The sequence below is a fragment of the Streptomyces sp. NBC_00207 genome (assembly GCF_045160965.1).
Lineage (GTDB): Bacteria > Actinomycetota > Actinomycetes > Streptomycetales > Streptomycetaceae > Streptomyces.
In genome coordinates this window covers 6,877,772-6,896,381 of the sequence record NZ_CP130715.1, presented here as the reverse complement: position 1 = coordinate 6,896,381, position 18,610 = coordinate 6,877,772, and the positions used below count along the sequence as shown (strand labels likewise).

General features: G+C 74.3%; 1 protein-coding gene. It reads left to right on the top strand.

Annotated elements, in window-relative coordinates:
• Nucleotides 1-94 precede the first annotated feature (94 nt).
• Nucleotides 95-18,562, top strand: a complete 18,468-nt coding sequence (locus OG472_RS32285) for an SDR family NAD(P)-dependent oxidoreductase (protein ID WP_405942320.1) — start codon at nt 95-97, stop codon at nt 18,560-18,562.
• The last annotated feature ends 48 nt before the right edge of the window (nt 18,563-18,610 follow it).

Sequence of the window (18,610 nt, the reverse complement as noted above, 5' to 3'; positions counted from 1 at the left end):
GGTCGTACAGGCGGGTCGCCTCCCGGGTGTTCCGGGCGTCCGCCATTCAAGTGCTGCTCCCTGGAACACCTTTGGACTTGGAGTGAGGATCCGCATGTCTGTCGAGACCACCCGCCGCGATGCCGGGCCCGTCGGGGACGCCGGGAATGCCGGGGAGCCCGTTGCCGTCATCGGGCTGTCCTGCCGCTACCCGGACGCGCACTCCGACGGGGCAGCCGGCTCCGAGGGCTCCGAGGGCTTCGACCCGGGCCCCTTCGGCCTCGCGCCGGACGCGGCCGCGTCGCTGGACGCGGGGCAGCGGCTCCTGCTGGAACTGGGCTGGGAGGCGCTGGAGGAGGCCGGCATCGTGCCGGCCGCCCTGCGCGGCACCCGCACGGGGGTCTTCCTCGGCGCGCCCGGCCAGGACCGGGCCGCGGACGGCGACGCGGCTGCCGGTGCAGACGCCGGCGAAGACGCGGCCCTGGCAGATACCGCCCCGGACGCGGACCGCGCCGAGGGCGTCCGCACCGTGCTCGGTCTGAGCGGACCGGCCCGGACCGTGGCCGGCGGCGCCCCGTCCGTCCTGACGGCGGTGCACCTGGCGTGCGCGAGCCTGCGCTCCGGCGAGAGCGGGATCGCGCTCGCGGGCGGTCTCGACGCCGGCCCCGCCGGCGGGGCCGTTCTCGTACTCAAGCCCCTGGCGCGGGCCCTGGCCGACGGCGACCGCGTACGGGGCGTCCTGCTCGGCACCGGGCCCACCGCCGAGCCTGCCGAGGGCGGGCCCGCCGGTGCTGCCGGTACCGCCGGGCTCGTCGGAGCCCTGCGCTCCCCCGCCTCCCCCGGGCAGCCGGTCATCGTCTCCTCCGTCGAGGCCGACGCCGAGGGCACGGCCTGGTCGGTGGAGGTCGCCGAGCCGCCCCGTACCGAGCAGGAACCTTCCGCCGGCCCGGCCGCCTTCCGGGGCGCCACCCTGCCCTGGCTGATCTCCGGAGCGAGCGCGGCCGCCGAGCGCGCGCAGGCCGGCCCGCTCCTGGCCCGGCTCACGGCGGACGCCGAGGGCGCCGCCCGCCCCGGCATCGCCGACATCGGCCACTCCCTCGCCGTGTCGCGCACGGCGTTCGCGCACCGCTCGGTCCTGCTGGCCGGCACCGAGGCCGGGTTCGCCGAGGAGCTGGCCGCGCTCGCCGAGGGCCGCCGCGGCTCCGGGCGCGTGAGCGGCACGGCCACGGCACGCGACCGGGTCGTCTTCGTCTTCCCCGGCCACGGCGCGCAGTGGCCCGGCATGACCGCCGACCTGCTCGACACCTCGGACGTCTACCTCGCCAGCATCCGGGCCACCGCCGAAGCGCTCGCCCCGTACGTGGACTGGTCCCTGGAGGAGGTCCTGCGCGAGGCGCCCGGCGCGCCCGCGCTGGATCGCATCGACGTCATCCAGCCCGCCCTGTTCGCGACGGCGCTCGGCCTCGCGGCCCTCTGGCGCTCCTTCGGCATCGAGCCCGCCGCGGTCGTCGGGCACAGCATCGGCGAGCTCGCCGCGGCCGTGGTCGCGGGCGGGCTGAGCCTGGAGGACGGCGCCCGCGCCAGCGCCCTGTGGGGCAAGGCCCAGGCCCGGCTCGCGGGCCGGGGTTCCATGCTCTCGGTGCTGCTGCCCCTCGACGAGGTGCGGGAGCGCCTGGCGCCGTGGGACGGGAAGCTGGCCGTCGCGGGCATCAACGGGCCGCGGTCGATCGCCGTCGCCGGCGACATCGACGCGATCGAGCGCCTCCAGGAGGAGTTCACCGCCGAAGGCGTGCGGGCCCGCCGGGTCGCCATCGACTACGCGCCGCACTGCGCGCACATGGACGAGATCCACGAGGAGCTGCTCACCGTCCTGGCCCCGCTGCGACCGCGGAAGGGGAACATCCCCTTCTATTCCGCTCTGACCGGCGCCCTGCTGGACACCCGCTCGCTGGACGCCTCGTACTGGTTCCGCAGCCTGCGCGAGCCCGTGCTGTTCGAGAGCTCGGTCCGGTGCCTCACCGACCACGACCTCTTCGTCGAGATCAGCCCCCACCCGGTGATGACCCTGCCCGTCGAGCAGATCCTGGAGACCACCGACTCCACGGCTCTCGTGGTCGGTTCGCTGCGCCGCGGCGCTGACGGACCGCACCGCTTCCTGTCCTCCGTGGCCCAGGCGTACGCGCACGGCGCCCCGGTGGACTGGAGTCCCGTCTTCCGTGCGGACGCCCCGGTCGTCGCCCTCCCCACGTACGCCTTCCAGCGCAGCGCCCCCGGCGCGGCCGCCGACCCCTTCGGGACCGGCGGGGACCCGGAGCGCACGGCCAGGTTCCTCATGGACCTGGTGCGCTCCGAGGCGGCCCTCGTCCTCGGCCGCGGAGGGGGCGGGGACATCGACCCCGCCCGCTCCTTCCAGGACCTCGGATTCGACTCGGCGACCGCCGTGGAGCTGCGCAACCGGCTCGCCGCCGCCACCGGGCTGAAGCTGCCGACCACCCTCCTCTTCGACCGGCCCACCCCCGAGAAGCTGGCCGCCCGGCTCGCCGAGCTCTCGGGCGTCGTCTCCGCGCACGAGCCCGTCTCCCGCGCGGTCGCGCGCCGGGTCCCCGGCTCGGACGAGCCCATCGCGATCGTCTCCATGGCGTGCCGCTTCCCGGGCGGCGTGGCCTCCCCGGAGGACCTGTGGCGGCTGCTCGTGGAGGAGCGGGACGCCGTCACCGAGTTCCCCGGCAACCGCGGCTGGGCACTGGAGACCCTCTTCGACGGCGACCCCGACCGCGCGGGCCGCTCGTACACCCGGCAGGGCGGGTTCCTGCACGACGTCGACCAGTTCGACGCCGAGTTCTTCGGGATCAGCCCGCGCGAGGCCACCGCCATGGACCCGCAGCAGCGCATGGTGCTGGAGACCGTGTGGGAGGCCGTGGAGCGGGCCGGGATCGATCCCGCCGCCCTGCGCGGCAGCGGCACCGGCGTGTACGTCGGCGCCATGGCGCAGGACTACGGCCCGCGCCTGCACGAGGCGGGCGAGGGCGTCGGCGGATACCTGCTGACCGGCACCTACACGAGCGTGGTCTCCGGCCGCGCCTCCTACACCCTGGGCCTGGAGGGCCCGGCCGTCACGGTCGACACCGCGTGCTCCGCCTCACTGGTGGCCCTGCACATGGCGGCCCAGGCGCTGCGGGCCGGCGAGTGCGAACTGGCCCTCGCCGGCGGTGTGACGGTGATGGCGACGCCCGGCATGTTCGTGGAGTTCAGCCGCCAGCGCGGCCTGTCGGTCGACGGGCGCTGCAAGTCCTTCGCGGAGGCGGCGGACGGCACCGGCTGGGGCGAGGGGGTCGGCATGCTGCTCCTGGAGCGGCTCTCCGACGCCCGCCGCAACGGACACGAGGTCCTCGCGGTCATCCGGGGATCGGCCGTCAACCAGGACGGGGCCAGCAACGGGCTCAGCGCCCCCAACGGCCCCTCGCAGGAGCGGGTGATCCGCGAGGCCCTCGCCGCCTCCGGGCTGTCGGCCGCCGACGTCGACGCCGTCGAGGCGCACGGTACGGGCACCCGGCTCGGCGACCCCATCGAGGCGCAGGCGCTCCTCGCCACCTACGGCCAGGACCGCGACGCGGAGCGTCCGCTGTTCCTGGGCTCGCTCAAGTCGAACATCGGGCACACCCAGGCCGCCGCCGGCGCGGGCGGCGTCATCAAGATGGTCATGGCGATCCGCAACGGCCTGCTGCCCCGCACCCTGCACGTGGACACCCCTACCTCGCACGTGGACTGGGCCGACGGCGCGGTCTCGCTGCTCACCGAGGCCACCCCGTGGCCGGAGACCGACCGGCCCCGCCGGGCCGGCGTCTCCTCCTTCGGCGTCAGCGGCACCAACGCCCACCTCGTCCTGGAGCAGGCCGCCGAGCCCGCGCCCTCCGGGGCCGAGCAGCAGGAGCCCGTACCTTCCGCCGTCGCACAGCAGGAGCCCGTACCCGCCGTGGCCGGGCAGGAAGGAGCCGCGCAGCCCGCGCCCTCCGGGGCCGGGGCGCCCGCGGCCGTCCCCTTCCTCCTCTCCGCCAAGAGCGACCAGGCGCTCCGTGCCCAGGCCGGCAAGCTGCTCGACCAGCTCCGGGACCGGCCGGGCGACCGCCTCGCGGACATCGGCTACTCCCTCGCCGTCGGCCGCGCCCACTTCGACCGGCGGGCCACCGTCGTCGCCGAGGACCTCGCGGGCCTGGAGCAGGGCCTGCGGGCGCTGGTCGACGGCGCCACGGACCGCGGCCTGGTGACCGGGCAGAGCCGGCCCGCGGCCCGTCCCGTGTTCGTCTTCCCCGGTCAGGGCGCGCAGTGGGTGGGCATGGCGGCCGGCCTGCTGGAGTCCTCCCCGGTGTTCGCCCGCCGGATGGCCGAGTGCGCGGCGGCCCTGGAGCCGCTGGTGGACTGGTCGCTCCTCGACGTCGTACGCGGTGCCGAGGGGGCGCCGGGCTTCGAGCGGGTGGACGTCGTACAGCCCGTGCTGTGGTCCGTGATGGTGTCCCTGGCCGAGGTCTGGCGCTCGCTGGGCGTCGAACCGGCCGCGGTCGTCGGCCACTCGCAGGGCGAGATCGCCGCGGCCTGCGTGGCGGGCGTGCTCAGCGTCGAGGACGCGGCCCGGGTCGTGGCGCTGCGCAGCCGCGCGCTGATCGTGCTGTCGGGCCGGGGCGGCATGATGTCCGTGGCCCAGCCCGTCGCGTGGGTACGGGAGCGGATCGGCGCCTGGGAGGGCCGGATCTCGGTCGCCGCGGTCAACGGACCGTCCCAGACCGTGGTGTCCGGCGACCCGGAGGCCCTCGACGAGTTCCTCGCCCAGGCCAAGGAGCAGGGGGCGCGCGCCCGCCTCGTGGACGTGGACTACGCCTCCCACTCCGCCCATGTGGAGGAACTCGAGGGCGAGTTGGCGCGGATCCTCGACGGCATCGAGGCACGCCCGGGCCAAGTCCCCGTCTACTCCTCGCTGACCGGCGCGCTGCTGACCGACACCGGCCTGATGGGCGCCGGTTACTGGTACCAGAACCTGCGCGAGACGGTGCAGTTCGAGCAGGCGGTCGGCGAGCTGCTCGCCGCCGGCCACCACACCTTCATCGAGGTCAGCCCGCACCCGGTGCTCACCATCGGCGTGCAGGCGGCCCTCGACGAGGCCGGCGCGCGGGGCGCCGCCCTGGGCACCCTGCGCCGCGACGAGAACGAGGCCGGACGCCTGCTGCTCTCGCTCGGCGAGGCCCACTGCCACGGCGTGCGCGTCGACTGGTCCGCCGTGTTCGACGGTACGGGTGCCCGGCGGGTCCAGGTGCCGACGTACGCCTTCCAGCGGAGCCGCTTCTGGCTCGACACCCCGGTCACGGCGGAGGACCCGTCGGGCCTCGGCCTCGCCTCCGCGGAGCACCCGCTGCTCGGCGCGATGACCAGCCTCGCCGACCGCGAGGGCGTGCTGTTCACGGGCCGCGTCTCACGGCGCACCCACCCGTGGGTCGTCGACCACGCGGTCGTCGGTACGGTCCTGCTGCCCGGCACCGCCCTGGTCGACATGGCCGTCTCCGCGGGCGACCGCTTCGGCTACGACCAACTCCGGGAACTCGTCCTGGAGGCACCGCTGATCGTCCCCGAGGAAGGCGGCATCCACCTCCAGGTCGCCCTCGGCCCCGCCGAGGAGTCGGGCACCCGCTCCGTCACCGTCCACTCGCGCCCCGAGGGCGCGGCGGAGGAGGAGTGGACACGGCACGCCTCCGGCCTGCTGGCCACCGGCGAACACCCGGTCCCCGCCACGCGGACCTGGCCGCCGGAGGGCGCGCGGTCCGTCACCCGCGAGGACACCTACGACCGGCTCGCCGAGCGCGGTTACGAGTACGGGCCGGTCTTCCAGGGCCTCAGCCGGGTCTGGCAGTCGGGCGAGGAGCGGTTCGCGGAGGTCTCCCTGCCCGAGGACCAGCACGCCGACGCCACGGCCTTCGCCCTCCACCCGGCGCTCCTCGACGCGGCCCTGCACGCCATGCTGCTCGGTGACGGCACCGAACTGACCATCCCGTTCTCGTTCAACGGGGTCACCCTGCACGCCACGGGTGCGACCGCGCTGCGGGTGCACGTGATTCCCTCCGGCCCCGACAGCGCCTCGCTGACGGCCACCGACCCCGACGGGCAGCCCGTCGTCACCGTCGACTCCATCACCCTGCGGCCGGCCGGCGACCTCCGCGCGGCCACGAGCACCGGCAAGCGCTCCGGGCTGCACCGGCTGGGCTGGAAGCCCCTGCCACAGACGGCCGTGGAGACCACGGCCGGGCTCTGGGCGGTCCTGGGCTCGGACCCGCACGGCCTGGCCGCCGCCGTCTCCGGAGACAGGTACGCCGACGTCGCCGAACTGCGGACCGCACTGGGTGATGGCGCCCAACTGCCGTCGTTCATAGCCCTGTCAGAGGGAACCACCGAGGTACACGCGGCGGTTCAGGGCGCCCTCGCCACCCTGCAGGAACTACTGGCCGACCCCGCCCTCGACTCCAGCCGGATCGTCGTCCTCACCCGGGGCGCCACCGCCCTCACCACCGACGAAGACATCCCCAACCTCCCCGCAGCAGCCCTCACCGGCCTCATCCGCACCGCCCAAAACGAACACCCCGGCCGCCTCACCCACCTCGACACCGACACCGAGGCCGCCGAACACCTGGCCGCCGCCGCTCACACCGCAGCCACCACACCCGACACCCAACTCACCCTCCGCAACGGCCAACTCCACACCCCCCGCCTCGAAAACACCCACACCAACCCCAACCCCACCCCGACCACACCCCTCAACCCCGAAGGCACCATCCTCATCACCGGCGGCACCGGCGGACTCGGCCACATCCTCGCCCGCCACCTCGTCACCCACCACGGCGCCAAACACCTCCTCCTCACCAGCCGCACCGGCCCCAACGCACCCGGCGCAACCCAACTCCACAACGAACTCACCGCAGCCGGCGCCCACATCACCATCACCGCCTGCGACACCGCCGACCGCAGCCAGCTCATCCGCCTGCTGGACTCCATCCCCACCCAGCACCCCCTCACCGCCGTCATCCACGCCGCCGGCACCCTCAACGACGCCACCCTCAACAACCTCACCCCCCACCACGTCACCCAAGTCCTCCACCCCAAAACCGACGCCGCCCACCACCTCCACCAACTCACTCAGAACCACCCCCTCACCCACTTCATCCTCTTCTCCTCCATCGCCGGACTCATCGGAAACCCCGGCCAAGCCAACTACGCCGCCGCCAACACCTACCTCGACGCCCTCGCCCACCACCGCCACCACCACAACCTCCCCGCCACCAGCCTCGCCTGGGGACTCTGGGACACGGACAGTGCGATGACCAGCGGGCTCAGCGAGCTCGACGTCAAGCGGTGGGCACGCAAGGGCGTGCTGCCGATCTCCGCCGACCGCGGCATGGAGATCTTCGACGCGGCCCTCGTCTCGCCGGAGCCGCTGCTCGCCGCGGCCGACCTGGACCTGCCGACCCTGCGCTCCCCCGACCAGGCCGCGCCCGCCCTGCTGCGCACCCTGGTCCGTACCCCGCGTCGGCGCGCCGTGGCCGCCGCCGCGTCCGGCGCGGGCGGCTCCTCCTGGGCCGAGCGCACCGCCGCACTCCCCGCCGCCGACCGCCGACGTACCGTCGGTGAGCTCGTACGGACCACCGTCGCCGCCGTGCTCGGTCTGTCGGGCCCCGACGCCGTCGACGAGGACACCGCGTTCAAGACCCTGGGCATGGACTCTCTGACCGGCCTGGAGCTGCGCCGCCGGGTCGTGGCGGTCACCGGCGTCACGCTGCCGGCGACGGCCGTCTTCGACCACCCCACCCCGGCCGCGCTCGCCGAGTTCCTGACCGGCGAGCTGTCCAAGCTGGCCGGCGAGACCGAGGTGGTCCGTCCCGGCCGGCCGATCGCGGTGCGCAGCGCCTCCGATCACGAGGACCCGATCGTGATCGTCGGCATGGCCTGCCGCTATCCGGGCGGGACCCGCTCCCCCGAGGACCTGTGGCGGCTCGTCGCCGACGGCACCGACGCCATCGGCCCCTTCCCCACCAACCGCGGCTGGGCGTTGGACCGGCTCTTCGACGGCGACCCGGACCGTGCGGGCCACTCGTACGCCCGCAACGGCGGGTTCCTCTACGACGCCGACCGGTTCGACGCCGAGTTCTTCGGGATCAGCCCGCGCGAGGCCGCGGCCATGGACCCGCAGCAGCGTCTGCTGCTGGAGGCCAGCTGGGAGGCGGTGGAGAACGCCGGCATCGCGCCGGCCACCCTGCGCGGCACCCGTACCGGTGTCTTCAGCGGCGCCATGTACAGCGAGTACGCCTCCCACCTGCGCAACGCGCCGGAGGCCGTGGAGGCCTACCGTACGACCGGCAACACGCTCAGCGTGGCCTCCGGCCGGGTCTCGTACACCCTGGGCCTCCAGGGCCCGGCCATCACCGTCGACACGGCCTGCTCCTCCTCCCTCGTCGCCCTGCACCTGGCCTCGCAGGCCCTGCGCCAGGGCGAATGCACCCTCGCGCTCGCGGGCGGCGTGACCGTGATGGCGGTGCCCGATCTGTTCGTGGAGTTCAGCCGCCAGCGCGGGCTGGCGACGGACGGCCGGTGCAAGTCCTTCGCGGACGCGGCGGACGGCACCGCCTGGAGCGAGGGCGTCGGCATCCTGCTCCTGGAGCGGCTCTCCGACGCCCGCCGCAACGGCCACGAGGTCCTCGCCGTCATCCGCGGATCCGCCGTCAACCAGGACGGCGCCAGCAACGGACTCACCGCGCCGAACGGCCCTTCCCAGGAACGGGTGATCCGCGAGGCCCTGACTGCTTCCGGGCTGTCGGCGGCGGACGTCGACGCCGTCGAGGCACACGGCACCGGCACCACCCTCGGCGACCCCATCGAGGCCCAGGCCATCCTCGCCACCTACGGCCAGGACCGCGACGCGGAGCGTCCGCTGCACCTCGGCTCCCTCAAGTCCAACATCGGCCACTCCCAGGCCGCCGCCGGCGTCGGCGGCGTCATCAAAATGGTCATGGCCATGCGCCACGGCGTGCTGCCGCGCACCCTGCACGTCGACCGGCCGACCTCGCACGTGGACTGGAGCACGGGAGCGGTGTCGCTCCTCACCGAGGCGACCCCGTGGCCCGAGACCGACCGGCCACGCCGTTCCGCCGTCTCCTCCTTCGGCATCAGCGGCACCAACGCCCACGTCGTCCTCGAACAGGCCCCCGCCACCGAGCCGAAGCCCGTCACCGATGCCCCGGCCGCCCTGCCGATGGCGCCGTGGCTGCTGTCGGGCCACACCGAGGCCGCACTGCGGGCCCAGGCGGACCGGCTGCTGTCCTTCGTCTCCGCACGCACGGAGCAGCCGGATCCGGACGGTCGGCCGCAGGTGTCACTGCCCGGCATCGGCCGGTCGCTGGCCGACGTACCCGCACTGTTGGCTCACTCCGCGGCCGTCGTCGCGGAGGACCGGGACGGCATTCTGCGGGCGCTCGCCGCGCTGGCCGCCGGTGAGGAAGCGCCGGAGCTGATCGCCGGTCCGCCGGCGGGTCGTGGCGGCGGCAAGACCGCGTTCCTGTTCACGGGTCAGGGCAGTCAGCGTCCCGGCATGGGCCGCGAGCTCTACGAAGCCCACCCCGTCTATGCCCGCGCTCTCGACGAGGTCTGCGCGCACCTCGACGAGCACCTGCAGCAGAGCGTTCCCCTCAAGTCCCTGCTCTTCTCAGACGAGGACCCCACCACCTCACCGCTCCACCAGACCATGTGGACGCAGGCAGCGCTCTTCGCCACGGAAGTCGCCCTCTACCGCACCCTCGAACACCACGGCCTCACCCCCGACTACCTCCTCGGCCACTCCCTGGGCGAACTCACCGCCGCACACATCTCCGGCGTCCTCACCCTGAGCGATGCGGCCCTTCTCGTCGCCGTGCGGGGCCGGCTGATGCAGTCCGCACCCGGCGGCGGCGCAATGATCGCCATCGAAGCCACCGAAACCGAAATCCTCAACACCCTCCCCACCCACCACGGCAACCTCGACATCGCCGCAATCAACGGACCGAACTCCACCGTCATCACCGGCGACCACAACGCAGCCCACCAACTCGCCACCACCTGGCGCAACAACGGCCGACGCACCACACAACTCAACGTCAGCCACGCCTTCCACTCACCCCACATGGACGGCATCCTGGCGGACTTCCACACCACCGCCGCCACCCTCACCTACCACACCCCCACCATCCCCATCATCTCCAACCTCACCGGACAACCAGCCACCACCGAAGAACTCACCAACCCCGACTACTGGGTCCAGCACCTCCGCCACACCGTCCGCTTCCACGACGGCATCCAATACCTCCACCACCACAACGTCACCACCTACATCGAGCTCGGCCCCGACCCCGTCCTCACAGCCATGACCCGGGGCTGCCTGGGCGAGGAGGTCACCCGGGGCGCGGTGTCAGCCGTGGGCGTCCTGCGCAAGGGCCGTCCCGAGGCACAGACCCTCGCGGTCGCTCTCGGCCACGCGGCCGTGCGGGGCGCGGCGCTGGACGTCGAGAGCCTCTTCCCCGGTGCGCGGCGGGTACTGCTGCCGACGTACGCCTTCCAGGGGGCCCGGTTCTGGCTGAACAGCCCTGCCACGCCCGAGGACGTGGCGAGTCTGGGTCTGACGCCGGCCGAGCACCCGCTGCTCGGTGCGGTCACCAGCCTCGCCGGCGGGGAGGGACTGCTGTTCACGGGCCGCGTCGCGCGGAGCACCCACCCGTGGATCGCCGACCACGCGGTCTCCGGAACGGTTCTGCTGCCGGGCACCGCCCTGGTCGAGATGGCCGTGGCGGCGGGCGAGCGCTTCGGCTACGACCAGCTCCGGGAACTCGTCCTGGAGGCGCCGCTGATCCTCCCCGAGGACGGGCGCATCCACCTCCAGGTGGCGCTCGGCGCCGAGGAGTCCGGTACGCGATCCGTTTCCGTCCACTCCCGCGCCGAGGGCCGGGCGGACGAGGAGTGGACGCGGCACGCCTCCGGTGTGCTCGCCGAGGCGGGCCCGGGACCGTTTCCGGCGGCCGGCGCGGCCGTCTGGCCGCCGCAGGGAGCCACCGAGATACCCGTCGGCGACCTCTACGCCCGCCTCGCCGAACGCGGATACACCTACGGCCCCGCCTTCCAGGGCCTGCGGAGCGCGTGGAGACGGGGCACGGATCTGTACGCGGAGATCGCGCTCCCCGAGACCATCGACGGGGACGGGTTCGCCCTCCACCCCGCCGCGCTGGACGCCGCGCTGCACGCACTGCTGATCGAGGATTCCGAGGAGCTGACCATCCCGTTCTCGTTCAACGGGGTCACCCTGCACGCCGCCGGTGCGACCGCGCTGCGGGTGCACCTGGTTCCGAGCGGTACGAACGCCGCCTCGCTCACGGCCACGGACGCCGACGGCCGGCCCGTCATCACCGTCGACGAGATCGCCCTGCGCCCGGCCGGAGACCTGCAGGACCACAGCGGTCGCCTCGACGGTCTCTACCACCTGGTGTGGAAGCCCGTCCCGCAGGCCACCGAGTCGGCCGCCGGGCCGTGGGCGGTCCTGGGTTCGGACCCTCAGGGTCTGGCCGCCGCCGTCTCCGGCGACACGTACGCCGACGCGGCCGCGCTGCGGGCGGCGCTCGCCTCAGGCGGGCCGGTCCCCGGTGTCATCGCGCTCACCGAGCCGAGCGAGGAGGTGCATGCGGCGGTCCAGGGAACCCTGGCCACCCTCCAGGAACTCCTCGCCGACACCACCCTCGACTCCACCCGCATCGTCGTCCTCACCCAGGGCGCCACCGCCCTCACCACCGACGAAGACATCCCCAACCTCCCCGCAGCAGCCCTCACCGGCCTCATCCGCACCGCCCAAAACGAACACCCCGGCCGCCTCACCCACCTCGACACCGACAACTCACAAGGCCTGGCCGCCGCCGCTCACACCGCAGCCACCACACCCGACACCCAACTCACCCTCCGCAACGGCCAACTCCACACCCCCCGCCTCGAAAACACCCCCACCAACCCCAACCCGACCAAGCCCCTCAACCCCGAAGGCACCATCCTCATCACCGGCGGCACCGGCGGACTCGGCCACATCCTCGCCCGCCACCTCGTCACCCACCACGGCGCCAAACACCTCCTCCTCACCAGCCGCACCGGCCCCAACGCACCCGGCGCAACCCAACTCCACAACGAACTCACCGCAGCCGGCGCCCACATCACCATCACCGCCTGCGACACCGCCGACCGCAGCCAGCTCATCCGCCTGCTGGACTCCATCCCCACCCAGCACCCCCTCACCGCTGTCATCCACGCCGCCGGCACCCTCAACGACGCCACCCTCAACAACCTCACCCCCCACCACGTCACCCAAGTCCTCCACCCCAAAACCGACGCAGCCTGGAACCTCCACCAACTCACGCAGAACCACCCCCTCACCCACTTCATCCTCTTCTCCTCCATCGCCGGACTCATCGGAAACCCCGGCCAAGCCAACTACGCCGCCGCCAACACCTACCTCGACGCCCTCGCCCACCACCGCCACCACCACAACCTCCCCGCCACCAGCCTCGCCTGGGGACTCTGGGACACGAGTACCGGCAGCATGGCCGCCCAGTTCTCGGAGGCCGACATCAAGCGCTGGGCGGCCAAGGGCATCCTTCCGCTGACCCCGGAACGGGGCATGGAGCTCTTCGACGCCGCGCTCACCGCCGGTCGGCCGGAGCTGGTGCCGATCGAGCTGGACCTCAAGGCGCTGCGCTCCCCGGACCGGGCCGCGCCCGCCCTGCTGCGCACCCTGGTCCGTGCCCCGCGGCGGCGCGCCGCCGCGGCCACCGGTTCCTCCTGGGCCGAGCGCACCGCCGAGCTGCCCCCGGCCGACCGCCGGCGTGCCGCCGGTGAGCTCGTACGGAGTACCGTCGCCGCCGTACTCGGTCTCGCCGGCCCCGCCGCCGTCAACGACAGCGGGCCCTTCATCCAGCTGGGCATGGATTCCCTCACCGGTATGGAGCTGCGCCGCAGGCTGGCCTCGGACAGCGGTGTCGCGGTTCCCGCGACCGCCGTCTTCGACCACCCCACGCCCGGTGCGCTCACCGACTTCGTCGTCGCCGAGCTCGCCAAGATCGCCGGTGAGGCCGCCGCCCGGCCAGTCCGGCAGGCCGCGGCCGGCTCGGGCGTCGGCCAGGACGACCCGATCGTGATCGTCGGCATGGCCTGCCGCTATCCCGGTGACGCCCGCTCCCCCGAGGACCTGTGGCGGCTCGTCGCCGACGGCACCGACGCCATCGGCCCCTTCCCCACCAACCGCGACTGGGATGTCGACGACCTCTACGACCCGGACCCCAGCCGAGCGGGCAAGAGCTACACCCGGCACGGCGGGTTCCTCTACGACGCCGACCGGTTCGACGCCGAGTTCTTCGGCGTCTCTCCCCGGGAGGCGTTCGCGATCGACCCGCAGCAGCGGCTGCTGCTGGAGACGACCTGGGAGAGCTTCGAGCAGGCGGGCATCGACCCGACCACCCTGCGCGGCAGCCGCACCGGCGTGTTCGTCGGCACCATGTACGACGACTACGCCTCCCGCCTGTCCGCCGTCCCGGTGGAGTACGAGGGCTACCTGAGCACCGGCAGTGCCGGCAGCGTCGCCTCCGGGCGGCTGTCCTACACGTTCGGGCTGGAGGGCCCGGCCATCACCGTCGACACGGCCTGCTCCTCCTCCCTCGTCGCCCTGCACCTGGCCTCGCAGGCCCTGCGCCAGGGCGAGTGCACCCTGGCCGTGGCGGGCGGCGCCACCGTCATGGCCACTCCGCGGCCCTTCGTGGAGTTCAGCCGCCAGCGCGGGCTGGCGCCCGACGGGCGGGTCAAGTCGTTCGCGGCTTCGGCGGACGGTACGACGTGGAGCGAGGGCGTCGGCATCCTGCTCCTGGAGCGGCTCTCCGACGCCCGCCGCAACGGCCACGAGATCCTCGCCGTCATCCGCGGATCCGCCGTCAACCAGGACGGCGCCAGCAACGGACTCACCGCCCCCAACGGCCCCTCCCAGGAACGGGTGATCCGCGAGGCCCTCGCCGCCTCCGGACTCTCATCCGCCGACGTCGACGCCGTCGAGGCACACGGCACCGGCACCACCCTCGGCGACCCCATCGAGGCGCAGGCCATCCTCGCCACCTACGGCCAGGACCGCGACGCGGAGCGTCCGCTGCACCTCGGCTCCCTCAAGTCCAACATCGGCCACTCCCAGGCCGCCGCCGGCGTCGGCGGCGTCATCAAAATGGTCACGGCCATGCGCCACGGCACGCTCCCGCGCACCCTGCACGTCGACGCGCCGAGCCCGCACGTGGACTGGTCGAGCGGCGCGGTGTCCCTCCTCACCGAGGCGACGCCGTGGCCCGAGACCGACCGGCCGCGCCGTTCCGCCGTCTCCTCCTTCGGAATCAGCGGCACCAACGCCCACGTCGTCCTCGAACAGGCCCCCGCCACCGAGGTCATGGAGCCCCGCGACCCGGTGACTCCCGCCCAGCTGCCCTGGGTGGTCTCCGGCCGCGGGACGGAGGGCCTGCGCGCCCGGGCGGCCCAGCTGCGGCGGCTCGCCGCCGAGGCCGGCGCGGAAGGCGGCTTCGGCCTCGCGCACCTGGACGTCGGTCACGCGCTGGCCACCACACGGGCGGCGCTCCCGGACCGTGCGGTCGTCCTCGCCGACGACCCGGCGGGGCTGCTGGCGGGCCTGGACGCGCTGGCCCGGGGCGAGTCCGTACCGCAGCTGGTGACCGGGGACTCCGGCAGGACGAACGGGGCCTCCGGACTCGCGTTCCTGTTCACGGGTCAGGGCAGTCAGCGTCCCGGCATGGGCCGCGAACTGTACGAGACCCACCCGGCGTTCGCCGAGGCGCTCGACGCCGTCTGCGCGCGGATGGACGTCCACCTGGGTCTGTCGCTCAAGGAGCTGATCCTCGCCGGCGAGGGGAGCGAGCAGGCTGCCCTCCTCAACCGGACGCAGTACACGCAGCCCGCGCTGTTCGCCGTCGAGGTCGCCCTGTTCCGGCTGGTGGAGCACTACGGGCTGACCCCCGACTACCTCCTCGGCCACTCGGTGGGCGAGCTGGCCGCCGCGCACGTCGCGGGGGTCCTGTCCCTGGACGACGCCTGCACCCTGGTGGCCGTGCGGGGCCGGCTGATGCAGTCCGCACCCGGCGGCGGCGCAATGATCGCCATCGAAGCCACCGAAACCGAAATCCTCAACACCCTCCCCACCCACCACGGCAACCTCGACATCGCCGCAATCAACGGCCCGCAATCCACCGTCATCACCGGCGACCACAACGCAGCCCACCAACTCGCCACCACCTGGCGCAACAACGGCCGACGCACCACACAACTCAACGTCAGCCACGCCTTCCACTCACCCCACATGGACGGCATCCTCGACGACTTCCACACCACCGCCGCCACCCTCACCTACCACACCCCCACCATCCCCATCATCTCCAACCTCACCGGACGCCTGGCCACCACCGAAGAACTCACCAACCCCGACTACTGGGTCCGACACCTCCGCCACACCGTCCGCTTCCACGACGGCATCCAATACCTCCAGGACCACAACGTCACCACCTACCTGGAGTTGGGTCCGGACGGCGTGCTCGCCGCCATGACCCGGACGATCCTGGCCTCCGGGGAACGGGAGACCCGGGAGCCGGTCACCGCGGCCCCGCTGCTGCGCAAGGGCCGCCCCGAGGGCCGGACCCTCGCGGCCGCGCTCGCCCAGGCCTACGTACGCGGCGCGGACATCGAGTGGGGCGGGTTCCTGCCCGGTGGCCGGGCCGTCGCCCTGCCCACGTACCCCTACCAGCGCGACAGCTACTGGCTGAGCGCTCCGGCCGCCCCGGCGGCGCCGAGACGGGCCGGCGGGCACCCCCTGCTGGACCGGACGGTCGAACTCGCGGCGGGCCAGGGCTGGCTGTTCACCGGCACGCTCGACGCCGTCGCGCACCCGTGGCTGGCGGAGCACGCCATCCTGGGCCGGCCGCTGCTGCCCGGCGCGGCCGTCGCGGAACTCGCCCTGTACGCGGCGCGGCGGGCGGGCGCGGCGCAGGTCGCCGAGCTCACCCTCGAACAGCCGCTGCCGCTGGACGAGCCCGTCACCGTCCAGCTGATGGTGGGCGCCCCCGGGCCCGACGGGACGCGCACCCTCGCGCTCCACTCGCGACCCGAGGGGACGCCGGGAGCGGCATGGGTCCGGCACGCCTCCGGGCTGCTGTCCGACGAGGCCTCCGCAGTGCCCGACGACGCGGCCGACCTGGCGGTCTGGCCGCCGCAGGGAGCCACCGAGATACCCGTCGGCGACCTCTACGCCCGCCTCGCCGAACGCGGATACACCTACGGCCCCGCCTTCCAGGGACTGCGGACCGTGTGGAGCCGAGGGAACGACCTCTACGCGGAGGTGGTGCTCCCCGCGAGCGCCACCGGCCCGCACGGAGACGGCTTCGGTCTGCACCCCGCCGCCCTGGACGCGGCCCTGCACACCGCGCTCGTGGGGGCCGGCGCCGGGGACCGGCTGCTGGTGCCCTTCGCGTGGAGCGGTGTGACCCTGCGGTCGTCCGGCGCCACGGAACTGCTGGTCCGCATGCGGCGGGGCACGGGCGACAGCTACTCCCTGCTGATCGCGGACCTGTCCGGTGCCCCGGTGTTCACCGCCGACGCGCTCGCCGTGCGCGAGCTGCGGCCGGACCCGGCGGCGGCTGCCGGACCGGTGCACGGGGCCGCGCTGTTCGACCTGCAATGGTCCCCGCTGCGCGCGGCCGCGCCCGTTCCGGCCGGCCCGTGGGCCGTCCTGGGCGACGCGGACTCCGCCGTCGTGGAGGCCGTACGGGCCGCCGGTGTGGCGGTCCGGGCCTACCCCGGCCTCGACGGGCTGCAGGACGCGGTCGACGGGGGCGCACCGGTGCCCTCCGTGGTCGTGGCCCCGGTGCCCGCCGTCCCGGCCGGGTCCGGCCGGGCCGTGCTCACGGCCTTGGCGCCGGCCCAGCGCTGGCTGGCCGACGAGCGGTTCGCGGACTCCCGGCTCGCCTTCCTCACCGAGGGCGCGGTCGCGGTCGCGGACACCGAGTACCCGGATCCCGCCGTGGCGGCGGTCTGGGGACTGATCCGCTCCGCCCAGTCGGAGCAGCCCGGCCGGTTCGCGCTCGTCGACACCGACGGGCGGCCCGAGTCCGTACGCGCTCTCGTGCCGGCCCTGGCCTCGCAGGAGCCGCAGCTGGCGGTACGGGCCGGGCGGATCTCGGAGCCCTCCCTGCGCGGTCACCGGCCCGCCGTCGCCGAGGACGCCCCGGCGGCCTTCGGAGCGGACGGCCACGTCCTGGTCACCGGCGGTCTGGGCACGCTGGGCAGGCTGCTGGCCCGGCACCTGGTGAAGCACCACGGGGTACGGCGGCTGCTGCTGACCGGCCGCCGCGGCGCGGCGACGCCGGGAGCGGAGGAGTTCACGGCCGAACTGGCCGCGCTGGGTGCCGAGGTGGCCGTGGCCGCCTGCGACACCGGCGACCGGGCCGCCGTGGCCGCCCTGCTGGCCTCCGTACCGGCCGGCCGGCCGCTGACCGCGGTGGTCCACGCCGCGGGCGTGACCGACGACTCCGTCCTCGCCGGGCTCACCCCGGAGCGGATGGAAGGGGTGCTGCGGCCCAAGGCCGACGCCGCCCTCCACCTGCACGAGCTGACCCGGGACCTGGAACTGTCGGCCTTCGTCCTCTTCTCCTCGCTCGCGGGCACCCTGGGCTCCGCGGGACAGGGCAACTACGCGGCGGCCAACGCCTTCCTGGACGCCCTGGCGCAGCGGCGCCGGGCCGCGGGCCTGCCCGCCCTGTCCCTGGCCTGGGGCCTGTGGGCGCAGGAGAGCACGCTGACCGGCGAACTGGGCGCGGCGGACCTGAAGCGTCTGGCCCGCTCCGGGATCGGGGCGCTGTCCGCCGAGGAGGGCCTGGCCCTGTTCGACGCGGGCGTGGCCTCCGGCGCGGCGGTCCTGACGGCCGCCCACCTCGACCTGCGGACGGCCGATCCGGAGGCGGTCGCGGTCCTGCTGCGGGGGCTGGCCCCGGCCCGCCGCCGCGCGGGCGGCGCTGCGGCGGCCCCGGACACGGCGGCCGACCTGCGCGAGCGGCTGGCCCGGGCGCCCCGGCGGGAGCACCGTCATCTCCTGCTCGAGGCGGTACGGGTCGAAGTGGCGGCCGTACTGGGCCATGCGAGCCGTGACCGGGTGCCGGCCGACGGCCGGTTCCAGGACCTGGGCTTCGACTCCCTGACCGCGGTCGAGCTGCGCAACCGCCTGACGGCCGCGACCGGCGTCAAGCTGCCGCCCACGCTCATCTTCGACCACCCGACCCCGGGCGCCCTCGCGGACCGGCTGCGGGCCGCGCTCGTACCCGACGTCCCGGCACAGGACGCCCCCGGGGAAGCCGTGCACGGCGCCGCCGGTACCGACGGCACCGACCTGCCGGACGGCGGGAGCGCGCTCGACACCATGAGCGCCGACGACCTGGTCCGCCTGGCCCTGGGCGAGGGCTGACCCCCCGCCCGGCCCCGGCCCCGGACGCGTTCCGGACCCCGACCCAGA

What these genes read in the sequence shown, in the direction of transcription:
- OG472_RS32285 (WP_405942320.1), top strand. Translation starts at nt 95, where the DNA reads ATGTCTGTCGAGACCACCCGCCGCGATGCCGGGCCCGTCGGGGACGCC.